This is a genomic window from Kitasatospora sp. NPDC005751, from assembly GCF_040630835.1.
Taxonomy (GTDB): Bacteria; Actinomycetota; Actinomycetes; order Streptomycetales; family Streptomycetaceae; genus Kitasatospora.
On record NZ_JBEXYC010000009.1, the window covers coordinates 96662 to 116911 of the forward strand.

Annotated in this window: 15 protein-coding genes and 3 pseudogenes; 10 read left to right on the forward strand and 8 right to left on the reverse strand. The window is 70.1% G+C overall.

All coding sequences use genetic code 11. The annotated features are described in order from the left end of the window. Positions 1-174 precede the first annotated feature (174 nt). Complete coding sequence (locus ABZ497_RS12200) at positions 175-750, forward strand: sigma-70 family RNA polymerase sigma factor (RefSeq protein WP_359804515.1); 576 nt, start codon at positions 175-177, stop codon at positions 748-750. Positions 751-832: 82 nt separating this feature from the next. After that, positions 833-1077: pseudogene (locus ABZ497_RS12205) on the forward strand (DUF427 domain-containing protein). An 811-nt stretch (positions 1078-1888) separates the two neighbouring features. Here ABZ497_RS12205 and ABZ497_RS12210 read toward each other — a convergent pair. After that, positions 1889-3611: pseudogene (locus ABZ497_RS12210) on the reverse strand (amidohydrolase); the annotation flags it as partial. A 34-nt stretch (positions 3612-3645) separates the two neighbouring features. On the opposite strand from ABZ497_RS12210, the gene ABZ497_RS12215 reads away from it, so the two are divergent. Continuing rightward, positions 3646-4026 carry a hypothetical protein gene (locus tag ABZ497_RS12215; RefSeq protein WP_359804516.1) on the forward strand — a complete coding sequence of 127 codons (381 nt, stop codon included), beginning with the start codon at positions 3646-3648 and terminating at the stop codon, positions 4024-4026. Positions 4027-4122: 96 nt separating this feature from the next. Next, complete coding sequence (locus tag ABZ497_RS12220) at positions 4123-4248, forward strand: hypothetical protein (RefSeq protein ID WP_359804605.1); 126 nt, start codon at positions 4123-4125, stop codon at positions 4246-4248. A 195-nt stretch (positions 4249-4443) separates the two neighbouring features. Here the strand turns inward: ABZ497_RS12220 and ABZ497_RS12225 are convergent, their stop codons facing one another. From ABZ497_RS12225 to ABZ497_RS12245, 5 genes are all read right to left on the reverse strand, one after another. Further along, the gene (locus tag ABZ497_RS12225; protein ID WP_359804517.1) at positions 4444-5634 is read right to left on the reverse strand and encodes an IS110 family transposase; all 1191 of its coding nucleotides are present in this window, start codon (positions 5632-5634) and stop codon (positions 4444-4446) included. 309 nt (positions 5635-5943) lie between these two features. Beyond that, positions 5944-8055, reverse strand: coding sequence for an HAD-IIB family hydrolase (locus ABZ497_RS12230; RefSeq protein WP_359804518.1), 2112 nt, complete (start codon positions 8053-8055; stop codon positions 5944-5946). Between the two features lie 212 nt (positions 8056-8267). Next, positions 8268-8783, reverse strand: a complete 516-nt coding sequence (locus ABZ497_RS12235; protein ID WP_359804607.1) for a DUF5994 family protein — start codon at positions 8781-8783, stop codon at positions 8268-8270. A gap of 518 nt (positions 8784-9301) precedes the next feature. Further along, positions 9302-9574, reverse strand: coding sequence for a hypothetical protein (locus tag ABZ497_RS12240; RefSeq protein ID WP_359804519.1), 273 nt, complete (start codon positions 9572-9574; stop codon positions 9302-9304). Positions 9575-9988: 414 nt separating this feature from the next. Beyond that, positions 9989-11590, reverse strand: a complete 1602-nt coding sequence (locus tag ABZ497_RS12245; RefSeq protein ID WP_359804520.1) for a restriction endonuclease — start codon at positions 11588-11590, stop codon at positions 9989-9991. Positions 11591-11907: 317 nt separating this feature from the next. On the opposite strand from ABZ497_RS12245, the pseudogene ABZ497_RS12250 reads away from it, so the two are divergent. Continuing rightward, positions 11908-12120: pseudogene (locus ABZ497_RS12250) on the forward strand (IS110 family transposase); the annotation flags it as partial. Between the two features lie 1023 nt (positions 12121-13143). Here ABZ497_RS12250 and ABZ497_RS12255 read toward each other — a convergent pair. Then, complete coding sequence (locus ABZ497_RS12255) at positions 13144-13770, reverse strand: pyridoxamine 5'-phosphate oxidase family protein (protein ID WP_359804521.1); 627 nt, start codon at positions 13768-13770, stop codon at positions 13144-13146. Positions 13771-13865: 95 nt separating this feature from the next. Then, positions 13866-14213: a metalloregulator ArsR/SmtB family transcription factor gene (locus ABZ497_RS12260; RefSeq protein WP_359804522.1), complete on the reverse strand. Its 348-nt coding sequence runs from the start codon at positions 14211-14213 to the stop codon at positions 13866-13868. A 333-nt stretch (positions 14214-14546) separates the two neighbouring features. Between ABZ497_RS12260 and ABZ497_RS12265 the strand changes: the two genes are divergently transcribed. The 5 genes from ABZ497_RS12265 to ABZ497_RS12285 all read left to right on the forward strand — a co-directional run bounded on the left by ABZ497_RS12265 (position 14547) and on the right by ABZ497_RS12285 (position 20168). Then, entirely contained in the window at positions 14547-15779 is a 1233-nt protein-coding gene (locus tag ABZ497_RS12265; protein ID WP_359804523.1) for an MFS transporter, read from the forward strand. A 727-nt stretch (positions 15780-16506) separates the two neighbouring features. Continuing rightward, on the forward strand, positions 16507-17274 hold the full coding sequence (locus ABZ497_RS12270; protein WP_359804524.1) for an alpha/beta fold hydrolase: 768 nt from the start codon (positions 16507-16509) through the stop codon (positions 17272-17274). Further along, a complete protein-coding gene (locus tag ABZ497_RS12275; protein ID WP_329485908.1) occupies positions 17271-18269 on the forward strand; it encodes a LuxR C-terminal-related transcriptional regulator in 999 nt (332 codons plus the stop codon). Before ABZ497_RS12270 ends, ABZ497_RS12275 begins: the two co-directional genes overlap by 4 nt. A 187-nt stretch (positions 18270-18456) precedes the next feature. Further along, on the forward strand, positions 18457-19323 hold the full coding sequence (locus ABZ497_RS12280) for a diiron oxygenase (RefSeq protein WP_359804525.1): 867 nt from the start codon (positions 18457-18459) through the stop codon (positions 19321-19323). After that, a complete protein-coding gene (locus ABZ497_RS12285) occupies positions 19323-20168 on the forward strand; it encodes a hypothetical protein (RefSeq protein WP_359804526.1) in 846 nt (281 codons plus the stop codon). The genes ABZ497_RS12280 and ABZ497_RS12285 overlap by 1 nt, the downstream gene beginning before the upstream one ends. Positions 20169-20250: the final 82 nt, after the last annotated feature.

The following is a 20250-nucleotide window of genomic DNA, read 5'->3' on the forward strand; positions in this document are numbered from 1 at the left end:
CCCCACTCGCACCGAAGGCGCAGCGTTTCACGGGGTGTGCGGCAGAGTGCGCTGCACAAACGCTGCGACTGGGCTTTCCGGGGCGAATCGCTGCACCGTGACGGTGTGAAGACGCCAACGAGGACCGAGTGCGGCAGACGTTCCGTCGTTCGCCGCAGCCCGACGGCCGAGGAAATGCCCCAGCTCGTGGGCCGGGTCGCCCGGGGCGACGAGGCGGCCTTCGAGTTGCTGTACAGCGTGATCGCCGGGCCGGTTTACGGGGTCGTGCTACGGACCCTGCACAGCCCGGCGCACGCAGAGGAGGTGGCCCAGGAAGTCCTGCTGGAGGTGTGGCGCACCGCTGCCGCGTACCGGCCGGAGCGTGGCGCGGTCATGACCTGGGTGCTGGTCTGCGCGCACCGCCGGGCCGTGGACCGGGTGCGGGCCGTCCAGGCGTCCGCCGAACGCGACCGGCGGGTCGGGCTCCGGGAGACCTGCCCCGGTGACCCCCCGGAGGAGCAGGCGCTGCGATCGCTCGAACGCCGACGGGTCCGGTCCGCGCTCCGGCAGCTGAGCGCGGCGCAACGCGAGGCCGTGGTGCTGGCCTACTACGGCGGGTACACGCAACGTGAGATCGCGCACCGGACCGGCGTGCCGCTGGGCACCGTCAAGACCCGCGTCCGCGACGGGCTCCTTCGGCTGCGCGCCGCGATCACGCCCGACGCCGGCTCGGCTGGGCTGCTCCCCGCACCGGACCGCACGGCGGCGTGATGACCGGCGGTCCGGCCTCGAACCGGTGCGTGACCACCCGCACCCACCGGCCGTCCACTCTGCTCGCCGGACGCGGATCGCGGTGCGGTTCGCCGGGGTGCTGATCGCCTCCGCGGCCGAGGCGGCGCGTGTGCTGGAGACGAGCCACCCGCCGGTGCACTACCTCCCCCGGATGACGTTGTCACCGAGTTCCTCACGTCCCGGGAGGGTGTGAGCGTGTGCGAGTGGAAGGGGCGGGCCCGCTCCTGGGACGCGCGGGTCGGGCAGCGCACAGCGGCGCGGGCGGCCTGGGGCTGTTCCCATCCGAAGCCCGTCCACGAGGAGTGAGCGGCCGTCTGGCGTGCTACCCCGGAGTGGTGGACCTGTGCACGGTTCACGGCGAGACGGTGCGCGCCAAGGGTGGCCGCTTCTAGGGCGGGTGGATCACCGACGCGCTCGCCGGCCCGTTCGAAGGGCCACCGGGTTCGGCCGGGCCGTGAGCACCCCGGCGGTACGGCCGGCCGCCGCCCGCAGCGGAGCGCAAAACGGTGCGATTGGGCACGACAAGTGGACAGGACGACCATTGAGCTCTGGACCCAGCGGCGCACCCGCCGTTGCCGACCGCCGCTTCGGCGGCACCCGAAAGTACAGCTCCCGTTACCCATGGAGAACCAGCCGGTCGGCGGCGTGTGGGTTCGTAGGGCGGCGGCTCGGATGAGGCGGCCGCGGTGGCGGGCGGCAGTGTCGCGGACGAGCTGGGCGAAGCGTTCGCGGCCGGCGCGCTGGTGCCGAGGTCTTCGTCGTCGGCTTCGCCGTACTCGCTGTGCAGGAGCCAGCAGGCGTGCCAGGGTGAAGCTCTCCCTCCGCAGCCAGCGGCGAAGCTGCCGGCGGGTACGTCGACCAGGGCCGCGCCCTCGTGTCCGCTGAGCGTGGTGCGAAGCGGCTTGCGGCCGTGAGAAGGCCTGCCGGGCGGCTGACCAGCCCTGAGCGAGAGGAACTCCCCCGGCTGCGTCGCCAGAACCTCGGGCAGCAGAGACCATCGAGATCTGTCACGTGGGTGGTCCATTCACGGCTCCCGCCGGGCAACGCCGTGCGCCGCCAAGCGGCAAGGGCTCGGCGGCGCACGATGGTTCGACCGGTCAGGCCGGAAGCGGGCGATTCAGAGGAAACAGGGGTCGTCGAGTGCGGGGCCGCCGCCCTGTCCGGGCACCCAGTGGCCGCGGGCCGCGCGCCAGGCGCGCTGCTCGTCGGAGTCGGCCGCCGCCTCGGCCAGCCGCTCGGCCTGCCGGACACCGGACAGGCTCGGCGCCGGGGTGGCCTGGTAGCCGCCGAAGCGTGCCACCGGGCTCCACAGCGGGACCACGGCCGGCAGCTCGGGGGCGAGGCCCTCGTGCTCCTGGACGCCGTACACGATACGGCCGCCGACTACGGTGAGCACCGACTCGATGTGCGGGATGTCCGCCTCGGGGACGGTGAGGTAGTCCGCGCTGAGCACCGTGAGGTCGGCGTAACAGCCCACCCGAAGACGGCCCTTGACCTCCTCCTCACCGGTGAGCCGGGCGCCGCCGAGGGTGTACAGCTCCAGTGCCTCCTCGCGGCTCAGCCGGTTGGCGGCCGGGCGGACCGCGCGTCCACTGACGGCCCGTCCGGAGACCAGCCAGTGCAGGGCCACCCGTGGGTTGTAGGAGGAGACCCGGGTGGCGTCGGTGCCGACGGCCACCGTCAGGCCGCGTTCCAGCATCGCCCGCACCGGCGGGGCGTCGGCGGCCGCGGCCGCGCCGTAGCGCCGGACGAACGCCTCGCCCTGGAAGGACATCCGGTTCTGCACCGAGACGGCGCCGCCGAGCGCCGCGATCCGCTCCAGGCTCGCGGCGGAGACCGTCTCGGCGTGGTCGAAGAGCCACCGGTTCCCACCGGGGAACAGGCCCTCGGCGGCCAGCCGCTCGAAGACCGCCAGATCGCGGCGGATCGTCTCGTCGTAGCTCGCGTGCAGCCGGAAGCCCCAGTCGTGCTCCATCAGCAGCCGCACCGCTTGCTCGAACCCGGCCTCGTACGGGCCGAGTTCGGGGCGCGCCTCGGAGAAGTTCTCGAAGTCGGCGGCCGCCCAGGTGAGGTTCTCCACGGCTCCGTTGAGTCGCAGCCACTCGTCCCCGTCGCCGGGTCGGACGGTCTCCACCCAGCGCCGCAGGTCGTCCAGCTCCTGCCCGGCGCTGGCCGTTCTTCGCCAACTCCGTGACGGTGCCGTAGTTCTCCGGGAAGCTCTGGAAGCCGCCCGCCGCGTCGATGGCGGAGGTGAGCCCGAAGCGGTTGAGCTCGCGCAGGAAGTGCCGGGTGGAGGCGGCCTTGTCGGCCTCGTCCAGGGTCGGAGCCGTGGCCAGCGTGGAGTACAGCAGCAGGGCGCCCGGTGCGGCCAGCAGCATGCCGGTCGGCTCGCCGTCGTGAGCACGCACGATCTGCCCGCCGACCGGGTCGGGGGTGTTCCGGGTGAAGCCCGCGGCCCGCAGTGCCGCCCGGTTGAGCAGCGCCGACTGGTACAGGTGCAGCACGAACACCGGGGTGTCGGGGGCGGCGGCGTTGAGTTCGGCGAGGGTGGGCAGTCGACGCTCGGCGAACTGGTCGGCGGACCAGCCACCCACCACCCGGACCCACTGGCCCGGTGGGGTGCGCTCGGCCTGGGCACGCAGCATGGCCAGCGCCTGGCGCAGCGTGGGCACGCCGTCCCAGCGCAGTTCCAGCACGTAGTTGAGGCCGCCCCGGATGACGTGCAGGTGCGAGTCGTTGAGGCCGGGGACGGCGCGCCGACCCAGCGCGTCGACCACGCGGGTGTGCGGGCCGACCCGCGGCAGGACGTCGGCGTCGTCGCCGACGGCGGTGATCAGTCCGCGTTCTCTGTTGACCTCGGTGGCGTGCGTCCAGATGAAGACCGTGCGGGGCCCCTTCGAGCACCACCAGGCGGGCGCCCGCGATGGCCTTCGAGAGTGGGACGGCGGTCGAGCGCAGCGGCAGGGTGCGGTCGGCGTCGCCGTGGATGATCAGGACGGGGACGTCGATCTTCGGCAGGTCCGCACGGAAGTCGGTGAGCCAGGTCGGGACGCAGTCCGCGGTCGCCTTGGCGGAGGCCGAAACGCCGACGTTCCAGCTGCACTGACCGACTTGGTCGCTCACCCGGTCGCCGCCGAGCACGTCCACGTGGTAGAAGCCGGCGACGAAGGCGGGGCGGTCGGCGCGGATGGCGCCCCGGATCCTCTCGAAGACGATGTCGCCGACCCCGCCCGGGGTGTCATCGGCCTTCAGTAGGAACGGCGGCAGCACGCCGAGCATCACGGCCCTGGAGACGCGCTCCGAGCCGTCGCCTTCGCCGCCACCCGCTTCTACCTCGGTGTCCACTGGCCGCTGGACGTCCTCGGCGGCTGGCTCCTCGCCACCGCCTGGCTGCTCCTGGGCTCCGCGCTCCTCCGGACACCGGAGCGTCCGATGCCCGAGGGAGCGCCGACGGACGAAGCGACGACATTGATGTAGACATCCTCAGTGACGGCGCCTTGTCGAGGTGGAGACGCCGTCCGGCGCCACCGGTGGCCGGGCGATAGCCGACTCTCTGATGAGTTGCTCCGATTCGGGGAGGGCACACTCCTCCCTGTCGATCACGGCACAGAGCCGCGTCTGTCGGAAGTCGAAATCGCCGGCGGGTCCGCAGGGCACCTCCTAATGCTGTTGTCAAGCAGCGACTGTGACCGGGAGTCCACGTTGGAAGCACTGCCCGTCACGAATGAGGGCCCACAGGACGTTGACGCGTCGGCGGGCCAGGGCCAGGACTGCCTGGGTGTGTCGCTTGCCCTCGGCACGTTTGCGGTCGTAGAAGCGGCGCGACTCCTCGCAGCACTGGATTCTGATCATCGCGGAGGTGTAGAAGACGCGTTGCAGGCCGCGGTGGTAGCGCCGGGGGCGGTGCAGGTTGCCGCTGACGTTGCCGGAGTCGCGGGGCACCGGGGCGACTCCGGCGAAGCTGGCCAGGCGGTCGGCGCTGCCGAAGCGGCTCATGTCGCCGGCGGTGGCCGCCAGGAACTCGGCCCCCAGCAGCGGGCCGATGCCGGGCATGCTGGCGATCACCTCGGCGAGGTCGTGGTCGCGAAACCGGGCCGCAATGAGCTTGTCGGTCTCGGTGATCTGCTCGTTGAGGTCCATCACCTCCTTCGCCAGGGTGTGGATCACCTGCGCGGCGATCTTCTCCCCGGGGACGGTGGTGTGCTGGCGCTCGGCCGCCTCTACGGCGGCCTGGGCCAGGGTGTCGGCGCCGCGGACCTTGCGGTTACGCAGCCAGGTCTCCAGACGGCTGCGGCCGGTCCGCCGCAGGGCGGCCGGGGTCTGGTAGCCGGTCAGCAGGACCAGCGGACCGACGTTACCGAGGTCAAGGATCCGCTCCAACGCCGGGAAAATGCCTGTGAGTTGGCCGCGCAGCCGGTTGATCCGGCGGGTGCGGTCGGCGGTCAGGTCGGAGCGGCGGTCGGTGAGGATCCTCAGTTCGACGGCGTGCTCGTCGTCCGGCCGGATCACGGCCAGGTCCCGGCGCATGCGGGCCTGGTCGGCGATGACGACGGCGTCCTTGGCGTCGGTCTTGCCCGTGCCCCGGTAGCCGGCCGAGGCCCGGTTGACCGCCAGGCCGGGTATGTAGACCAGTTGCTGGCCGTGGTTGAGGAGCACGTTGATCAGCAGGGCGGCCATGCCGTCGGCGACGTCGACCGCCCAGAGCACGTCCTCGTCCAGTGCCAGTACGTCGGCGAGCAGTGCCAGCAGTTCCGGCTCGTCGTTCAGGACCCGGCGCGAGAGCAGCTTCCTGCCCTCGGTGTCCAGGACCACGCAGTGGTGGTGGGTCTTGCCGATGTCCGTGCCCGCCCAGATCTGGGCCACCTGTTCCCCCGCTCGTTCGATGTGCGCTGTTCGTCCGGACGACCTCGCCAGCGTGGTCCTACTCAGCGGTGCACCCGAGGGGCCCGCAGCTCCTAATCAGCGGTCGAGTCGTCGTGAGACACCGGGCGGCCAGGTGCGGAGAACCATCGAGTGCAACCGCCTGAAAGCCATACCCGGCGTCCCTGGGCCTCTGGACCATACGACTGGCCCGTCCGCCACATCAACAACGTAGGACCGCCTGAACACGAGTGGTGCCTTCGAGACTCGGATCGGCTGTCCGTCACACCTGGCCGGGCCACCGCGGCGTGGTCACCGAACGGTGGTGACCACCATGTTGGTGTCGTCCTGGCGCAGGTGAGCGCGACGGCGGGGAAGCGTGTCGTCGTCGCGGATGGCGGTGGTGATGTCGGCGGCCCAGTTCGCGGGGTGGCGGTGTCCGAGGCGGTCGGCGAGTAGTTCCAGCCGGTAGCGGCGTTCTTCGGAGGTGAGCGTCAGGGCTTGGTGCAAGGTGTCCGCGAGGTCCGTGGGTGAGTGGGGGTCGGTGAGGAGTGCCGCGCTGCCGAGCTCGGAGGCGGCGCCGGTGTGGCGGGACAGCACCAGCACGCCGGAGTGGCCATTGGCGTACTGGGCGGCGATGTACTCCTTCGCGGTCAGGTTCATCCCGTCCTGGAGGGAGGTCACCCAGAATACGTCGGCGGCGAGGTAGTGGTCGATCACCTCGTCGAGCGGCAGATTACGGGGCAGGTACTCGATCGGCTGCCAACTGGAGTTCCCCCAAGCGTGGTTGACAGCGGTAATGCGGTGCTCCAGCTGCTGCCGGGTCGCGTCGTGGGAGGTGATCCCGGCCTCGGGGGGCGGGCAGACCAGGCGGAACCGCAGCCGTCCGCGCAGCTCGGGGCGGTGGGTGAGCAGGGCCGCGATGGCCTCGACCTTCTGCACGGGCGCTTTGGCGTAGTCGAGGCGCTCGACGGAGAGCACCAGCGGCCCGTCGGCCGGGGCGGCCCGGGGCCGGCGGGCGCGGGCAAGCGCTTCGATGGCCTCCCGGTCGATGCCCAGGGGATGCACGCCCACCCGAGGCACTCGCGAGGCGCCGGCGAGGGTTTGACGGAAGTGTCCGGCGAAGGTCTCGGTGTGGAATCCGACCCAGTCCAGGCAGGCCAGGGAGGCACGGATCTCCGTGGCAGTGGGGAGGGCGGCGAAGACGTTGGGCGGCGGGAAGGGGGTGTGGTGGAACAGGCCGACCCGCAGGTCGGGGCGGGTGGGGCGGAGCAGGCCGGGGACGAGCCACAGGTTGTAGTCGTGGAGCCAGACCGTGGCGCCGGGCGCGGCGCGGGCGTTGATGTGCTCGGCGAATCGGCTGTTGACCTCGCGGTAGTGGCTCCACGCGTCGGGGGCGAAGCGCAGTCGCTCCGGCTGGGACATCAGCACCGGCCAGAGCGTCTCCTTGCAGGCCCGGTGGAAGTAGCCGGCCCACTGCGCGGCGCTCACCGGGACGAAGGAGAGCGGCAGCCCGGTGCCGTGCCGGTCCAGCTCGGCCGGGGGCGCCCCGGGTTCGACGACTGTGGCGGTCGTCCACAGGGCCTGCGGGTTCTCGCCGAGCAGGGTGCGCAAGGTGGGCAGGATGCCGTTGGGGCTCGCGGGGGGCCGCCAGCCGTCGGGCGTCCAGTGCACCGGCGGTCGGTGGTACCCGATGACGAGCGGGTGGTCGCGTTCCACCCAGCCCAGGTTTTGAAGGGCCGACAGGATGCCCGCGGCGCCGGGCCGGTCGGGGCGGTGGACCGTGTCGTCCTCGGGTACGGCCTCACGCAGGGCGGGTTCGGCGTTGCCGACGATCACGCCGTGTGCGCCGAGTGCGAACAGGGACAGGTCGTTGAGGGAGTCGCCGGCGACCAGGACCGAGTCCATCGGCCAGTGCTGTTCGGTGGCAAGGGCCGCGAGCGCGCTGCCCTTGCTCGCTCCGGGCGGCAGCACATCGAAGTAGCGGTCGGCGGAGTACAGCCACGTGCAGCCCAGCGCACGCACCGCGTCGGTGATCTCCGGGGTGAGTTGTTCGGGGCGCAGATGGAAGGAGCAGCGCCCGGACTGCGCCACGCCGTGCTGGTGGTTCAGGCCGGGAAAGCGGCGCAACGCTGCGCGGACCCGCTGGGCACCGGGCCAGCCGCTGCGCAGTCCGCGCTGCAGGGCCTCGACCGGGACGTGGTCCGCGCCGTCGATGACGCTCGCCCCGACGTCCGCGATGATCCAGCGCGGCCTGGGCACCAGCGGGTCCCGCAGCACCTCGCGTACGGAGGACAGCCCGCGGCCGGTCGCGAAGACCACGGTCACCTCCGGGTGGCGGTCCAGCGCGGCCCGCAGGCGGCGGCGGTCGGCCCGGTCGCCGCCCAGCAGCGTGCCGTCCAGGTCGGTGACCAGAACCCTCATGCAGTGCCCCCTTCGGCGAGGTGGGCCAAGGCCATCGTGCGTCCGTTCGTCGCCGGCCCGCCGCACCCGCGTCCTTCGCCGATCGCCACGTTGAGATGCGCTCCGACCGCCGGGCCGGGCGCATCATGGATCAGGATCATCGGACGCTAACACGTACCGATCACCGATTGAATGGGACCTGCCACGCTGGGCAACATCAAGCACACCCGCACTCACTGATCAACATGCCGAGCACATCTGACTGACCACCAGTTCTCCGAGCGGTCAACGGCAAGGAACACCAGCGAGCCACTTCTGCAGTCCAGCAGCGTCGAGCGCATGGCTGGAGCCTGGGCGAGATCCGCTCGCCTGCCGGCCTCACCCAAGCCGTCGGCGGGTGTGACGGCCGACGGCAGGAAGTCGGAACGGGCCTTCGGCTGCGCCGCAGCGCCGCCCGTCCCGGCGGCGAGCAGGGCGCTCGCGGTCCTCGTGCTCTCGGGGTCGGCCGCCTCGGTCATCAGCCGGGCGGCATCGACGGCAGCCGTTTGCGGGGGGACGACCAACAGGTTCAGGTGGCGCGGCGCGTACGAGCAGACCGTGACCACGTGTTCGTCCTGTTCGAGGGTGAACCAGCCCGCGTGGACGGTGTGGCCCGCGACCGGGATCCGCCGGGGGACGACTGGCCACTGTGCGGGATTCACAGTGATCCGGGTGACCCGGCCCCACCGCTCGTCGATCTCGGCGGCCAGAGAGGGAAGTTCGAGAAGAAGGTCACGCGACCGGGGGCCACCAGGCCCCGTCTAGCCGACCGGCCTGTGCGCCGCCGGGTGCAGGGAGAGCCGCAGGGTGGATTCGGGGGTGGTCGGCGTCGGCGCACAATCGAGGATCACAGTCATGATCAAGGGGCCTGTCTCCGAACCCGAGCGGGGCCCGGGTCCGGCATACCCGTTCGCCGGAGACGACGCCAGTGTCCGGTGCCGGCATACGAAGTGCCTTCGGTGATACCAAGGCTACTCCCCGTATCGTCCGAACCTCGCATGACCGTAAGGCCTGTTGCTGCGGCCCTCGCATCCGAGCGGCAGGGAACGGTGAAAGCCCGTGACGCCGAGCCTCAGGCCGACGTTGGCCCGGCGGTCGGAGGCGGCGGACGTGAGCTTCGATCTTGTGAGTGGGCGCTGTCGCGCTCCTTCCGGGCTCCCCCGAGGCTGACTCTTCATCGGTAGCAATGGAGGCTGCAGGTCGTCGTTGACAGGAAACATGCCGGATGTCAACGAGCTTGTGAGCGCGAGGTGGAGTCGGTGAGGTACGCGCTCTCGCTCTGCCGCAGCCCGTTCGCCACCGCGGCCTCCAACAGCCAGGAGGGCGCCGAATCCCGATACGGCTTGGCGAGAAGCGCGGCGAGGAGCGGCCCGCCCTGTTGGCTGTTGGCTACGTCATGGGCCTGCTCGGCCGCCATCCGGGCCGCCGCGGACCCGGGATCGGCGCCGGCCGCGAGGGTGGCCAGGAACTCGACAGGCAGCTGGGTCTCGTCGGCGGCCATTCCTTGCTTCCCTCTTCCCGGTGACTCGTCAGAGCCCATCCTGCTCCATCGGTCGGACAACCTGGGGACGAACGACTCCGAGGGGGCGTATCGGTTCCATGGAGGACAACTCCTGGGCGCCTCCGGTGCGGTGTCGGACGAAACCAGGGCCGGACCATATAGTTGGTCGACCGGGCTCTGCGGGCAGCTGTCGGACGCCCCGGCAGCCTCCACGCCGTCGACGTCAACAGCGAGGTCACCACCGAGGAGCCGGACTTCGGTTTCTACGCCGTAGGCGAGGCCGCATACAGCCGCACCTACGGCGTGGGCGTTGTCCGAGCATGGACGAATACATCCTCGCCCCGGCCGCACGCGAGTCCACCCTCGAGCTCCCGCCCCGCCGAGTGCTCGCCTGGAGTGGAGCGAACAGCGCTTCTAGGCGCGACGCTTGGGGGGAACCGGGCCGGGGATGACGTCGAGATCAAGGTGCTCCTTGAAAAGGTGGACCAGGTTGGCTCCGTCGAGGAGCTCGAGTCGGCCGTGGTCCTGGGCGAACGCCTGGCTGGCTCTGCCGAACCACGAGGTGGTGACCAGGATGCCCTTCGCTGCCCGTTTGTGCTCGACGACGCCCGCCAGGGCCGAGACGGTCTCGAAGGGCACCACGTTACGGCTGCGCTTCGCCTGGATGACGCACAGCCCCTTCATCACCGGGTCGGTGTTCATCACGATGGCGTCCACTCCCTCGTCCTTGGACGGCTGTGTGTTCCACCCTTCCATGCCGATGGCTTCGAAGAGCTGGCGGACCAGGTGCTCGAACTCGAGGGGCGAAAGGTCGATCAGTACTGGTCGGCTGTCAAGGCCGGCAACCACGTCCATGCTGTCCATCAGCCTGAACTTCGACAGGTCGAACGTCACCAGCGGGCGCACCGGTTCCAGCTCGTAGGGGTTCGGGGAGACGAGAGCCCGAAGCCGCTGGAGACACAGTCGGGGTTCCACCTTGGTGAGAACGAGGGCCTCGAAGTCCTCCCTGCTCGCCTGCAGGGTGATCAGGCACGGATGGACACCGCGTCCCGTGGCACGGTCGATGGTGTCGACGTGGCAGTTGAGGGCGATGGACCGGATGACCCGGTCCGGGTCGGAGGCGAATACGTCATGCAGAGTGCGAAGCGCGCTCTGGGCGAGAACCGACGCGTACAGTTCCTTGCGCTCCTTCTCGGGCCGCGGCACAGGAACGATCTCGTCCCGCGTCTTTACGTACTTGAAGGAGCGGGCTGGCGGCACCACGTCCTCCAGCGGCAGGTCCAACTGCACAAGGAGATCACCGGTGTCGGCCTGGTAGGACACCTGGTGCCGCTTCGGGAATCCGAGGGGATAGACAGACGCGGCCAGCACCTGGTCGACGAACCATTCCACGGCCTCGACGTCTCCGGCCCGGTACGCCGCTTCCCGCTCCGTCAATGCGGCGTTGAACGCGTGGACCCGCTCGGCAGCTTCTCGGACCTTCGAGTCGTGTGCGGCCCGGCGCTCCGCGAGTTTGGCCACCCGCTTCTTGTCTCCTCGGGCGTGCTCGGCCAGTGCTTCGTCGAAACGGCGCCGGGCCTCCTCGACCGCAGCTTCGTGACGCGGGCTGGCGAATCCCAGCGAGGCCAGCAGGCCACGCCGAGCGGGCGGTTCGAAGTCCTCCCACCGTGGTGCGGCCACCGCACGGTCCAACCTGCCGGCCACGAACGCAGCAGGCGTGAACTGCTGGCGAAGCGCGCTGAATGACAACGGAGCCGCGTGTTGGACCGACCGGGTAAGAAGTGTCCGCAGCTTCTCGGCGTCGTCTTCCGCCACGCTCGTGAGGTCCACCGCCTCCTGGGCCCGCGCTACTGAGTAGGCAGCACGCAGCTCCCGCTCAGCCTGCTTGGCACGGGCCTCCGCGGCCTTGCGCTCACGCTCCGCCTGCTGCTGGAGCCTGCGCTGCTCGGCTTCGGCCCGCCGTGCCTGCGCCGCATAGTCCGGCTGCCGCTTCGGACGCGCCGCCCCTCCCGCCACTGGCCCTCCTCATGCTCATACATCTTGTGCCGCTACCACCTTGCCCTAACCGACCCGGCGCCATACGGCAAAGGCGACTAAACGGCGATCCCACGACTGGTCGTCCAGCTGCCGTCGTATGCGCCGGATCTCAACCCGCAAGGCGACCTGCACCCGAGTGGAGCGCTGCGAATCCTGCGGGTCTTCACGAATACTCCGCACGTGGTCGAGGCGTCGGATGGCGCTCAGGCAGGACGACTCGGCGCAAGGCCCGCAGCTGATGCGAGCTGGCCATGGCCATCCGCCGCGCCGAGTAGGTAACCGCCTGGCCAGAGCAGCGAACGGCCGGACGCATCAGCGGCAACATGCGCCGGCCTCACCGCTACCGCCGTCGGCTCTTGCACGTGTTCTCCGCCAAGGTCGCAGCCCGTTGCTGTCCCAGCTCGAGGATGTTCTACGAATGCAAGCGGAACGAGGGCAAGATCCACAAGCAGGCCGTCCTCGCACTCGCCCGCAGCCGCCTCAACGTTCTCTGGGCCCTCATACGGTGACCAGTGCAGGACGAGTTCCAGGTCGCGTCGCACGCGTGCGGGGGGCCAGCAGTTCGTTCGTAGGTGCGCCTTCGGTCGGCAGCCTCGCCGCCTTTTCAGGGCCTGGCCTCGTTCACCTTTGCCACCAGCGGACCTTTTTCGGCTTTACAGGCTCAGTGGCCCTGAAGAGGTCAGCGAATCCCTGGGTTCCGCGGCTCTGTTCGGCTGCCATGAAATCACTTAGTGTCTCTTTGGTTCGCGAAACGTACTGCGAGTCTGCCCCAGGCACAATGCGCGGAATGAGAGCCTCCATTGGGGCAACTAAAGGTTGGTATTGATCGCACGGGAATGCGATGACTTCCAAGGCGACTCCCGCCATGCCTCGCCCTAGGTGATATGCGCAAAATCGTTCCGAAGGAAGCATCAGGCAAAGCAGTCTCTCAACATTGAAGGCATTCCCTCGGGTGCGATCATCGATTCCTTTCCACTCATTCAAGCCATACTGATTCCATGTCGATTCAATGGCGCGACTAAGTGACTTGGAATCAACTAACGCAAGCTTCGGGGTATAGGGGCAGCGCGCCTCATTGTCTCGATCTATGATGAGCTCTGGGGATATGACGTCGAACTCTCCCCATTCTGGATATGACACTTTCCCTCCCCTCTGGCGAGTAGGGATGGGTTTGCATTCTTCGTGTCAGAATATTTAGATCTCTGGATCACATGGGCGTCGGCCGGTCTTCAGATAGACGACCTAACTCAAGTCTGCGTCGGATGTTGGCTTGTGTCGACCAGCGACGGCTTATGTCGACCAGCGACGCCGTGCCCGGGCGCGTCATTGGTCGAGCAGGCCACACGAGGTGAACCTGGCGCATCTCCTCCAAGCCGATGCCCCGCCGCCGCCAAGCCCAGCCGGATCCTCGCCGAACACTGAGCCCCCACCGCGACCAGGCACAGGCCCTCAGGTCATGCGGACCGAGGTCGGAAAGGGGCCGCCGGCAGCCCGGCGACCCGCTTCCCAACGGCAGCGAGCTTGCTGCCGGTCTACCCGGCCCGCTGCTCCAGTTGCGTCCGCAGTAGGCGGTTCTCCTTCTCCAATGCGGCCAGCCGGTCCTGCAACTGGTCGAGGTGGGGCCGGAGTTCGGCCTCGGAGAAGCGCGGGGTGATGTGCTGGGGGCAGTTCCAGTTGAAGCCCTCGACGTGGATGGTCATCAGGCGTTCCACCCGGCCCCCGGTCCGGGTGGCGAGCAGGCGCCGGTCGAGCTCCGGATTCTCCTCCAGGTCCTGCACCGAGGCCCGGCCGAAGAGCTTCAGCCGGGCCTGGCGGGCGTAGTCCATGAAGAACAGCGCCACCCGGCCGTCCGCGCGGATGTTGCCGGTGCTGATGTACTGGCGGTTGCCGCGCACCTCGGCGAAGGCGATCGTCCGCTCGTCGACGACCTGGGCGAAGCCGGGCGGACCGCCGCGGAACTGGACGTACGGCCAGCCGGTCTCGCTGACGCTGGCCAGGTAGAACCCGTCGCGGGACTGGATGAAGTCGGTCTCGGCGTCCGTCAGCTCCTCGGGCTCGTCGCCGTGCGCGAGCTGGCGGATGGCCGACAACTCGCTTCCCTGTTCCCTCTGGACCAGGCGCACCTCGTCGGTGTACGCCAGGTGGGCGTAGCGGCCCATGCTGTGCTCCTTCTCGCCGGTGGGGCGGTTGGGTGGACGCGATGGCGCGATGGCGCGGCGGTGTGGTGGCGGTCCGGATCACCGGGCCCGCCGGGTCAGCCGGTCGGGACGGCCGGTGGGGCGGTCGCCGGGGCGGCCGTGAGGATCGAGGTCAGGAGTCCGGGGAAACGGGCTTCGAGGTCGTCCCGGCGCAGCCGGCTGAGCCGACTGTTGCCGACCAGCCTGGTCGCCACGACACCGGCCTCGCGCAGGGTGCGCAGGTGGTGCGAGACGGTCGAGCGCTTGACGGGCAGGTCCAGCGACGTGCACGACTCCTCGGCGGAGGCGTCGAGCGCCCGGAGGATCTGCAGGCGCACCGGATCGGCCAGTGCCTGGAGCACGGTGCCGATGTCCACCGCCGCAAGGTCGGGCTGTGGCAGCCAGGTCTCCTCGATCGCGTTCATCCGCTCCACCCTGCTCGTCGGTGCGGCCGTGCACCGGTGCCGACGGTACCCATCCGTCCGGGCCGATCGGCAGGAGGCTCTCCGTGCTTCGATAGTAGTCGTCTTGTCCGATGGACATCGACCTTTCTGACGCCTTTCGGCCGCCGCGGGCGAGTTGCGGGGGACCGGCGTCGCCTCGGGGTCGTCGGCCGTCGAAGGCTTCAACGGAACTTCTCCGACGGGCATTTGGCCGGAACCCGACGGTCGGCCGCGCTGTCGGCACCAGTGGGGGAGGCCCCTGCCGTTACGATGCCGGTCGTAACAGACGCCGATCATCGAACCGGGAGTCGCACCGTGACCGACCCCGCCGACGCGTCCCCGGCGGCCCCCTGGGGACCCGCCGCGATGCTCCTGGCCCTCGGTACCTTCGCCGTGGGCACCGACGCCTTCGTCATCGCGGGCCTGCTCCCCGACATCGCCGGCTCACTGCACGTCGATGTCGCCGCGGCGGGCCAGCTGGTCAGTGTCTTCGCCCTCGCCTACGCGGTGCTCTCCCCGGTTCTGGCGGCGCTGACCGGCACCTGGTCACGGCGTACCGTGCTGGTCACGGCGCTGCTGGTGTTCGGGGTGGGCAACGTGGTGACGGCGGTCGCCCCCGGCTACGGGCTGGTGCTGGCCTCGCGGGTGATCGCGGCGGCCGGTGCGGCGATGTTCACCCCGAACGCGGGCGCCACGGCGGCGGCGCTCGCCGGTGAGCGCCACCGCGGCCGGGCGATCGCCATCGTGACCGTGGGCCTGACCGCCTCGCTCGCCCTCGGCGCGCCGCTGGGCACCGCTCTCGGCGACGCGATCGGCTGGCGGGCGACGATGTGGTTCGTCACCGCCCTGGCGGTCCCGGTCGCCGCCGTGATCGCGTTGCGACTGCCCGAGATCAGGCTCGGCACCGCGGCCGGGCTGCGCCGGCGCCTGTCCCCGCTCACCGATCGGCGGGTGGCCGGCGTGCTCGCCTGCACCCTGCTGGCCTTCGTCGGCGTCTACCTCCCCTACACGTACATCAGCTCCGTCTTCGCGCCGGCCGTCGGGGGACACGGGGCACGGGTGTCGCTGCTGCTGCTGGTCTTCGGGGTGGCCGGCACCGCCGGGAACCTGATGGCCGGGCACCTCGCCGACCGGTACGGGCCGCGCAAGGTGGTGATCACCGCGACCCTGGGGCTCGCGGCCGTCTTCTTGGCGATGCTGGCGAGCCGGGGCTCGTTCGCGGCCGCGCTGGTGTCGGTGGCGTTCTGCGGGGTGGCCTCCTGGTCGCTGACCGCGCCGCAGCAGCAGCGGATCATCGCGCTCGCCCCGGCGGGCTCCGAGTCCCTCGTCGTCTCGCTCAACGCGGCCGTGCTGTACCTGGCGGTCTCGCTGTCCAGCGTCCTCGGGGCGATCGGTCTGAAGGCCTTCGGCTCCGCCGGGCACCTGCTCCCGGTCGCGGCGGCCTTCGCCGTGTCGGCGGCCGGCCTCGCCTGGATCTCGGGCCGGGCGGACGGCCGCACGGCGCCCGCCGAGCCCCCTGCCGCGCCGGTGTCCTCGGCCGCGGAGTGAGGCCGCCGGGCAGCGGCGGGAGGCCGCCGCTGCCCGGCGCTACCGCTGCTGCCGCTGCCGCCGCTGCCGCCGCTGCCGACAGTGCCGACAGGGCCGACAGGGCCGACCGGCGGAGCCACCTCGACGGCGCCGAATCGGCCTCCTTTGCGACCTCGTCACCGAAGAAGTAGTTGGGCTTGACGCCGAAGAAGGCCGTGAGGGCCTCCGGTGGGTGCAGGGGCGGACTTTCGCGGGGCCGTTCCGCGGATAGGCGATGTGCACCGTCGAGATATCTCTGTCATAGAGGTGAATGGCCTTCGCGACCGCTTCGTTGCGGTACGGACCGCGATCCCGGGGGCGGGCGGTCGCGAAAGAGGTGGTCGAGGCGCCTCCCGGGCGCGTCCGGGCAGGATGGTGCGTGTTCCTTCATGGCCTTCCAATCCTCACCAGCAGTCCCACGGGGAACACGTCGCACACGGACTCTGATTGGTTGACATGAAAGTGGCGCAAGGTAAGCTGACGTCCTGGCAACTCCTGTGGCCGCGAACCGTGTTGCGGCCCTCACCATGGATAACGCGAGTTGCCGCCGTCGACTCCGCCCCGACGGCGATCACGGCTCGAGGAAAGCGCCGAACCTGCCTTCTGCCGACTCTCCTCACCGAAGAACTTCCACGCCTGCGTCAATCATTTGCGTCTCCGCTGCCCAGTGATCGGATAGGACGGGACAACTGGGATGGAAGAACAAGGCTTGACCAATAACACGGGATGGATCCAGATATTCGACCCCGCACCGAGGGCCGGGCTGCGCCTGGTCTGTTGCCCGCACGCCGGGGCCTCGGCGGGCACCTACCGCCGGCTCTCGGCCGCCCTTCCCGGCGGCGTCGAGGCGCTGTCGGTCCAGTACCCCGGGCGGCGCGGCGGGTCCGGGGGGCGCGGGATCGACGACATCGGCGCGCTGGCCGACCGGATCGGCACCGAACTGCTCGCCTTCGACGACCTGCCGTTGGCCGTGCTGGGCCACAGCATGGGCTCGGTCGTCGCCTTCGAGGTGACCCGCCGGCTGGAGGCGGCCGGGCGGGCGCCGGTGCGGCTGTTCGTCTCGGGCCGCCGCTCGCCGTCCGCCGGGCTCGGCCTGAACATCCCCCGGGGCGACGACGAGGTCCTGGACGAACTCCGGGAGCTGGGCGGGATCCCGGCGAGGCTGCTGGACCGCCCGAAGTACCGGGAGTCGATCCTGACCGTCATCCGCAACGACTACCGGGCCAACTCCCGTTACACCGCCCGGCCCGACACCACCGTGACCTGTCCGGTCACCTTCCTGTTCGCGGACGCCGACCCGTATCTCGACCTGGCGGCGGCGCTCGGCTGGAAGGGCCACACCACAGGGGAGTTCCGGCTCACCTCCTTCCCCGGTGGCCACTTCTTCCTCGATCAGCAGTTGGCCGCGGTGGTCGCGACGATCACCGCGGATCTGGGTGTCGGATCCACCGGACGAGCGGACGGAGACAGAGCGTGAAGCGGGGACTGTGCTCGATCGACGAGGAGCTGGCGGTCCGGGTCTACGAGCGGCTGCTGGTGGCCAAGGGGGTGACCCTCCCGGAGCTCGCCACCGACCTGGGCATCACGGCCGAGCGGGCGGAACAGGCGCTCTCCGCCCTGCGCTGCCTGAAGCTCGTCAGGTACTGCCAGGAGCAGGGGCGCTTCGTGGCGCGCAGCCCCGAGATCGCCCAACTGGAACTGCTCATGCCGCTGGAGCAGGCGATCCGCGAGAAGCGCCGTGAACTGACGGACTTCCAGGACACGCTGGGCTCGTTCGCCGACACCTACAGCAGCCTCCAGCGCACCCGGCTGCGGAGGGAGCCGGTGCTCAGCGGGCTGGACCGGGAGCAGACCGGGTTGCGGATGGCGGACGCCCTGCGCGACCGCCCGTCCGAGATCCTCGTCATGGAGCCGTTCGCCCCGGTCCAGGGGCAGGACTCGCACGTGCTGGGCCTGTCGGCGCTGCCGCCCGGGGTCCCGATTCAGGTCCTGTACCCGCACACCGCCCGCAGCAGCCTGGCCTCACGCGGCAGCCTGCGGACGCTGGCCGAAGCGAGCGCGCGGGTCCGCACCTCGACCCAGGCCTTCGAGCGCCTGGTCATCGTGGGCGGCGAGGTGGCCTTCCTGGCCGACCCCGGGGGTGACGACGCGGGCGTCACCGTCGTCTACGAGCAGGCCATCGTCGCCCGGCTGGTGCGCTCCTACGAACACGCCTGGGCGTCCGGGACGGACATCGACTCGAACGTGGTCAGGTACGGCGAGACCCTGGACGAGGTCCGCTGCGCCATCCTGGAACTGCTCGCCTCGGGGCTCAAGGACGAGGTGGTGGCCCGGCGCATCGGCATGTCCTCGCGGACCTTCCGCCGTCACCTCGCCACCATCATGGACGAGTTGAACGCCGAGAGCCGGTTCCAGGCGGGCGCGGCCGCCGTCCAGGCCGGACTCCTGCCGGTCCGGGGCGCCGCCGGCTGACCGGCCCGGTGCCGTCGGTCCCGGCGGGCGTCGCCGCTTCGATATGGCCGTATGTGGCCACACCACATCAGGTCATTGCGGCGCCCGCCGGGACTTCCCTACCTTCGAAGAGTGCCGGAAAACGGCACGGCATTGGGGCGGCCGGTCACCGCGAGGCGGCCGGGGAAACTCGGAGGTCAACGCCAGCATGGTCAGCAAACTGATCGACCAGGACGGCCGGTTCCTGGAAATACTCGACCGTCTGACCACGAAGTCGATCGATGACTACTACAACCCCTACAAACTCTTCGAATGGCCGGACAGCCTGCCCGAGGAGATGTGGTGGATGAGCCCCGAACTCACCACCACCCACGGTACCGAGGCCGCCCGGCGGCTCACCGAAAAGGAGCTCCACGCACTGTCGCGGTACGAGAGCATCAACTTCTACAGTCTCAATGTGCACGGAATCCGGGAACTTCTCATCGAGGTCACCAAGCGGATTCACACCACCGGCTTCGAGACGCCCTCGGACTTCTTCCACCACTTCATCGGTGAGGAGAACGAGCACATGTGGTTCTTCGCCGAGTTCTGCCTGCGCTACGGCAGGAAGATCTACCGGCAGCCGGCCGGTGCGAACGCCGAGATCCCCCGCTCGAACGTGGAGAGCCTGCTGGTCTTCGCCCGGATCCTGATCTTCGAGGAGCTGGTGGACCACTTCAACTCCCGGATGGCGCTGGACGACCGCCTGCACGAGACGGTCCGCGGGATCAACCGGATCCACCACCAGGACGAGTCGCGGCACATCGCCTTCGGCCGTGAACTGGTCACCGCGCTGGCCGCCGACGTCCGGCAGACCTCCACCGAGGAGGAGATGCGGGACATCGCCGGCTACATCCGGCGCTACATGACCTACAGCTTCGAGACGCTCTACAGCCCGCAGGTGTACCGGGACGCGGGCATCAAGGACCCGCACGGCCTGCGCCGGCAGCTCCTCGAATCCCCGCAGCGCGCCGAGTTCGAGCAGAGCGTCTACCGCAAGACCGCCAAGTACCTAGAGAAGACGGGGCTCATCTGATGACCGGCACCGCCCCCCGAACCACCGGCCCCGCCGGCGGACTGGTCATCCTCGACCCGGACCAGACCGACCTGCTCCTCGAACTCGACCGGACGTTCGCCGGCTGGGGCCGCTCCGCCGGAGCCCGCGAGATCCTCCCGCCGCCGCTGTACCCGGTGTCGGACCTGGAGAAGTTCGACGTCTACGTCAACTTCCCGCACCTCGCCCTCGTCGGTGCCGGACTCGACCTGGAGAGCGGCGAGAACAAGCCCGTCGACGGCCGGTTCGCGCCCGCCGCCCTGCGCGGCGCACAGGTCGGCCTGCCCCACGCGACCTGCTACAGCGCCTTCCTGTACTACGAGAACTCCGTCGTGGCGGCGGACGCGCTGATCACCCTGGTCAACCGCTGCTTCCGCAACGAGGAGCGGTACGAGGGCCTGCGGCGGCTGCTCAGCTTCCAGATGCGCGAGGTCGTCGCACTCGGCTCGTACGAGCACACGCAGCAGGTCCTCGGGTCCTTCGCCGAGCGGATCGCCGCGTTCGCCGACGCGCTGTCCCTTCGGCTGGAGAAGGTGCCCGCCTTCGACCCGTTCTTCCGGGCCGACGGCGCCCGCGCCCTGCTCCAGAAGCTCAGCCCCGTCAAGTACGAGTTCCAGGTCGGCGACCTGGCCGTCTCCTCCGTCAACACGCACCGCAACTTCTTCGGCGAGCGCTGCGACATCCGCGGGCCGGAGAACGAGTTCGTCTTCACCAGCTGCGTGGCGTTCGGCCTGGAGCGATGGCTCTCCGTCCTGGTCGACCTGCACCACGGCGACGCGGTCGAGGCCCTGGACGCGGTGCGGACCGCGGCCCGGCAGCTCGCCTGAGCCGCGGAGCCTCCGCGTAGATCCCGCACCGGGCCGCCTGGATCCCGCACCGGCCCGCGTGGGCCCGGCACGGGCAGCGTGG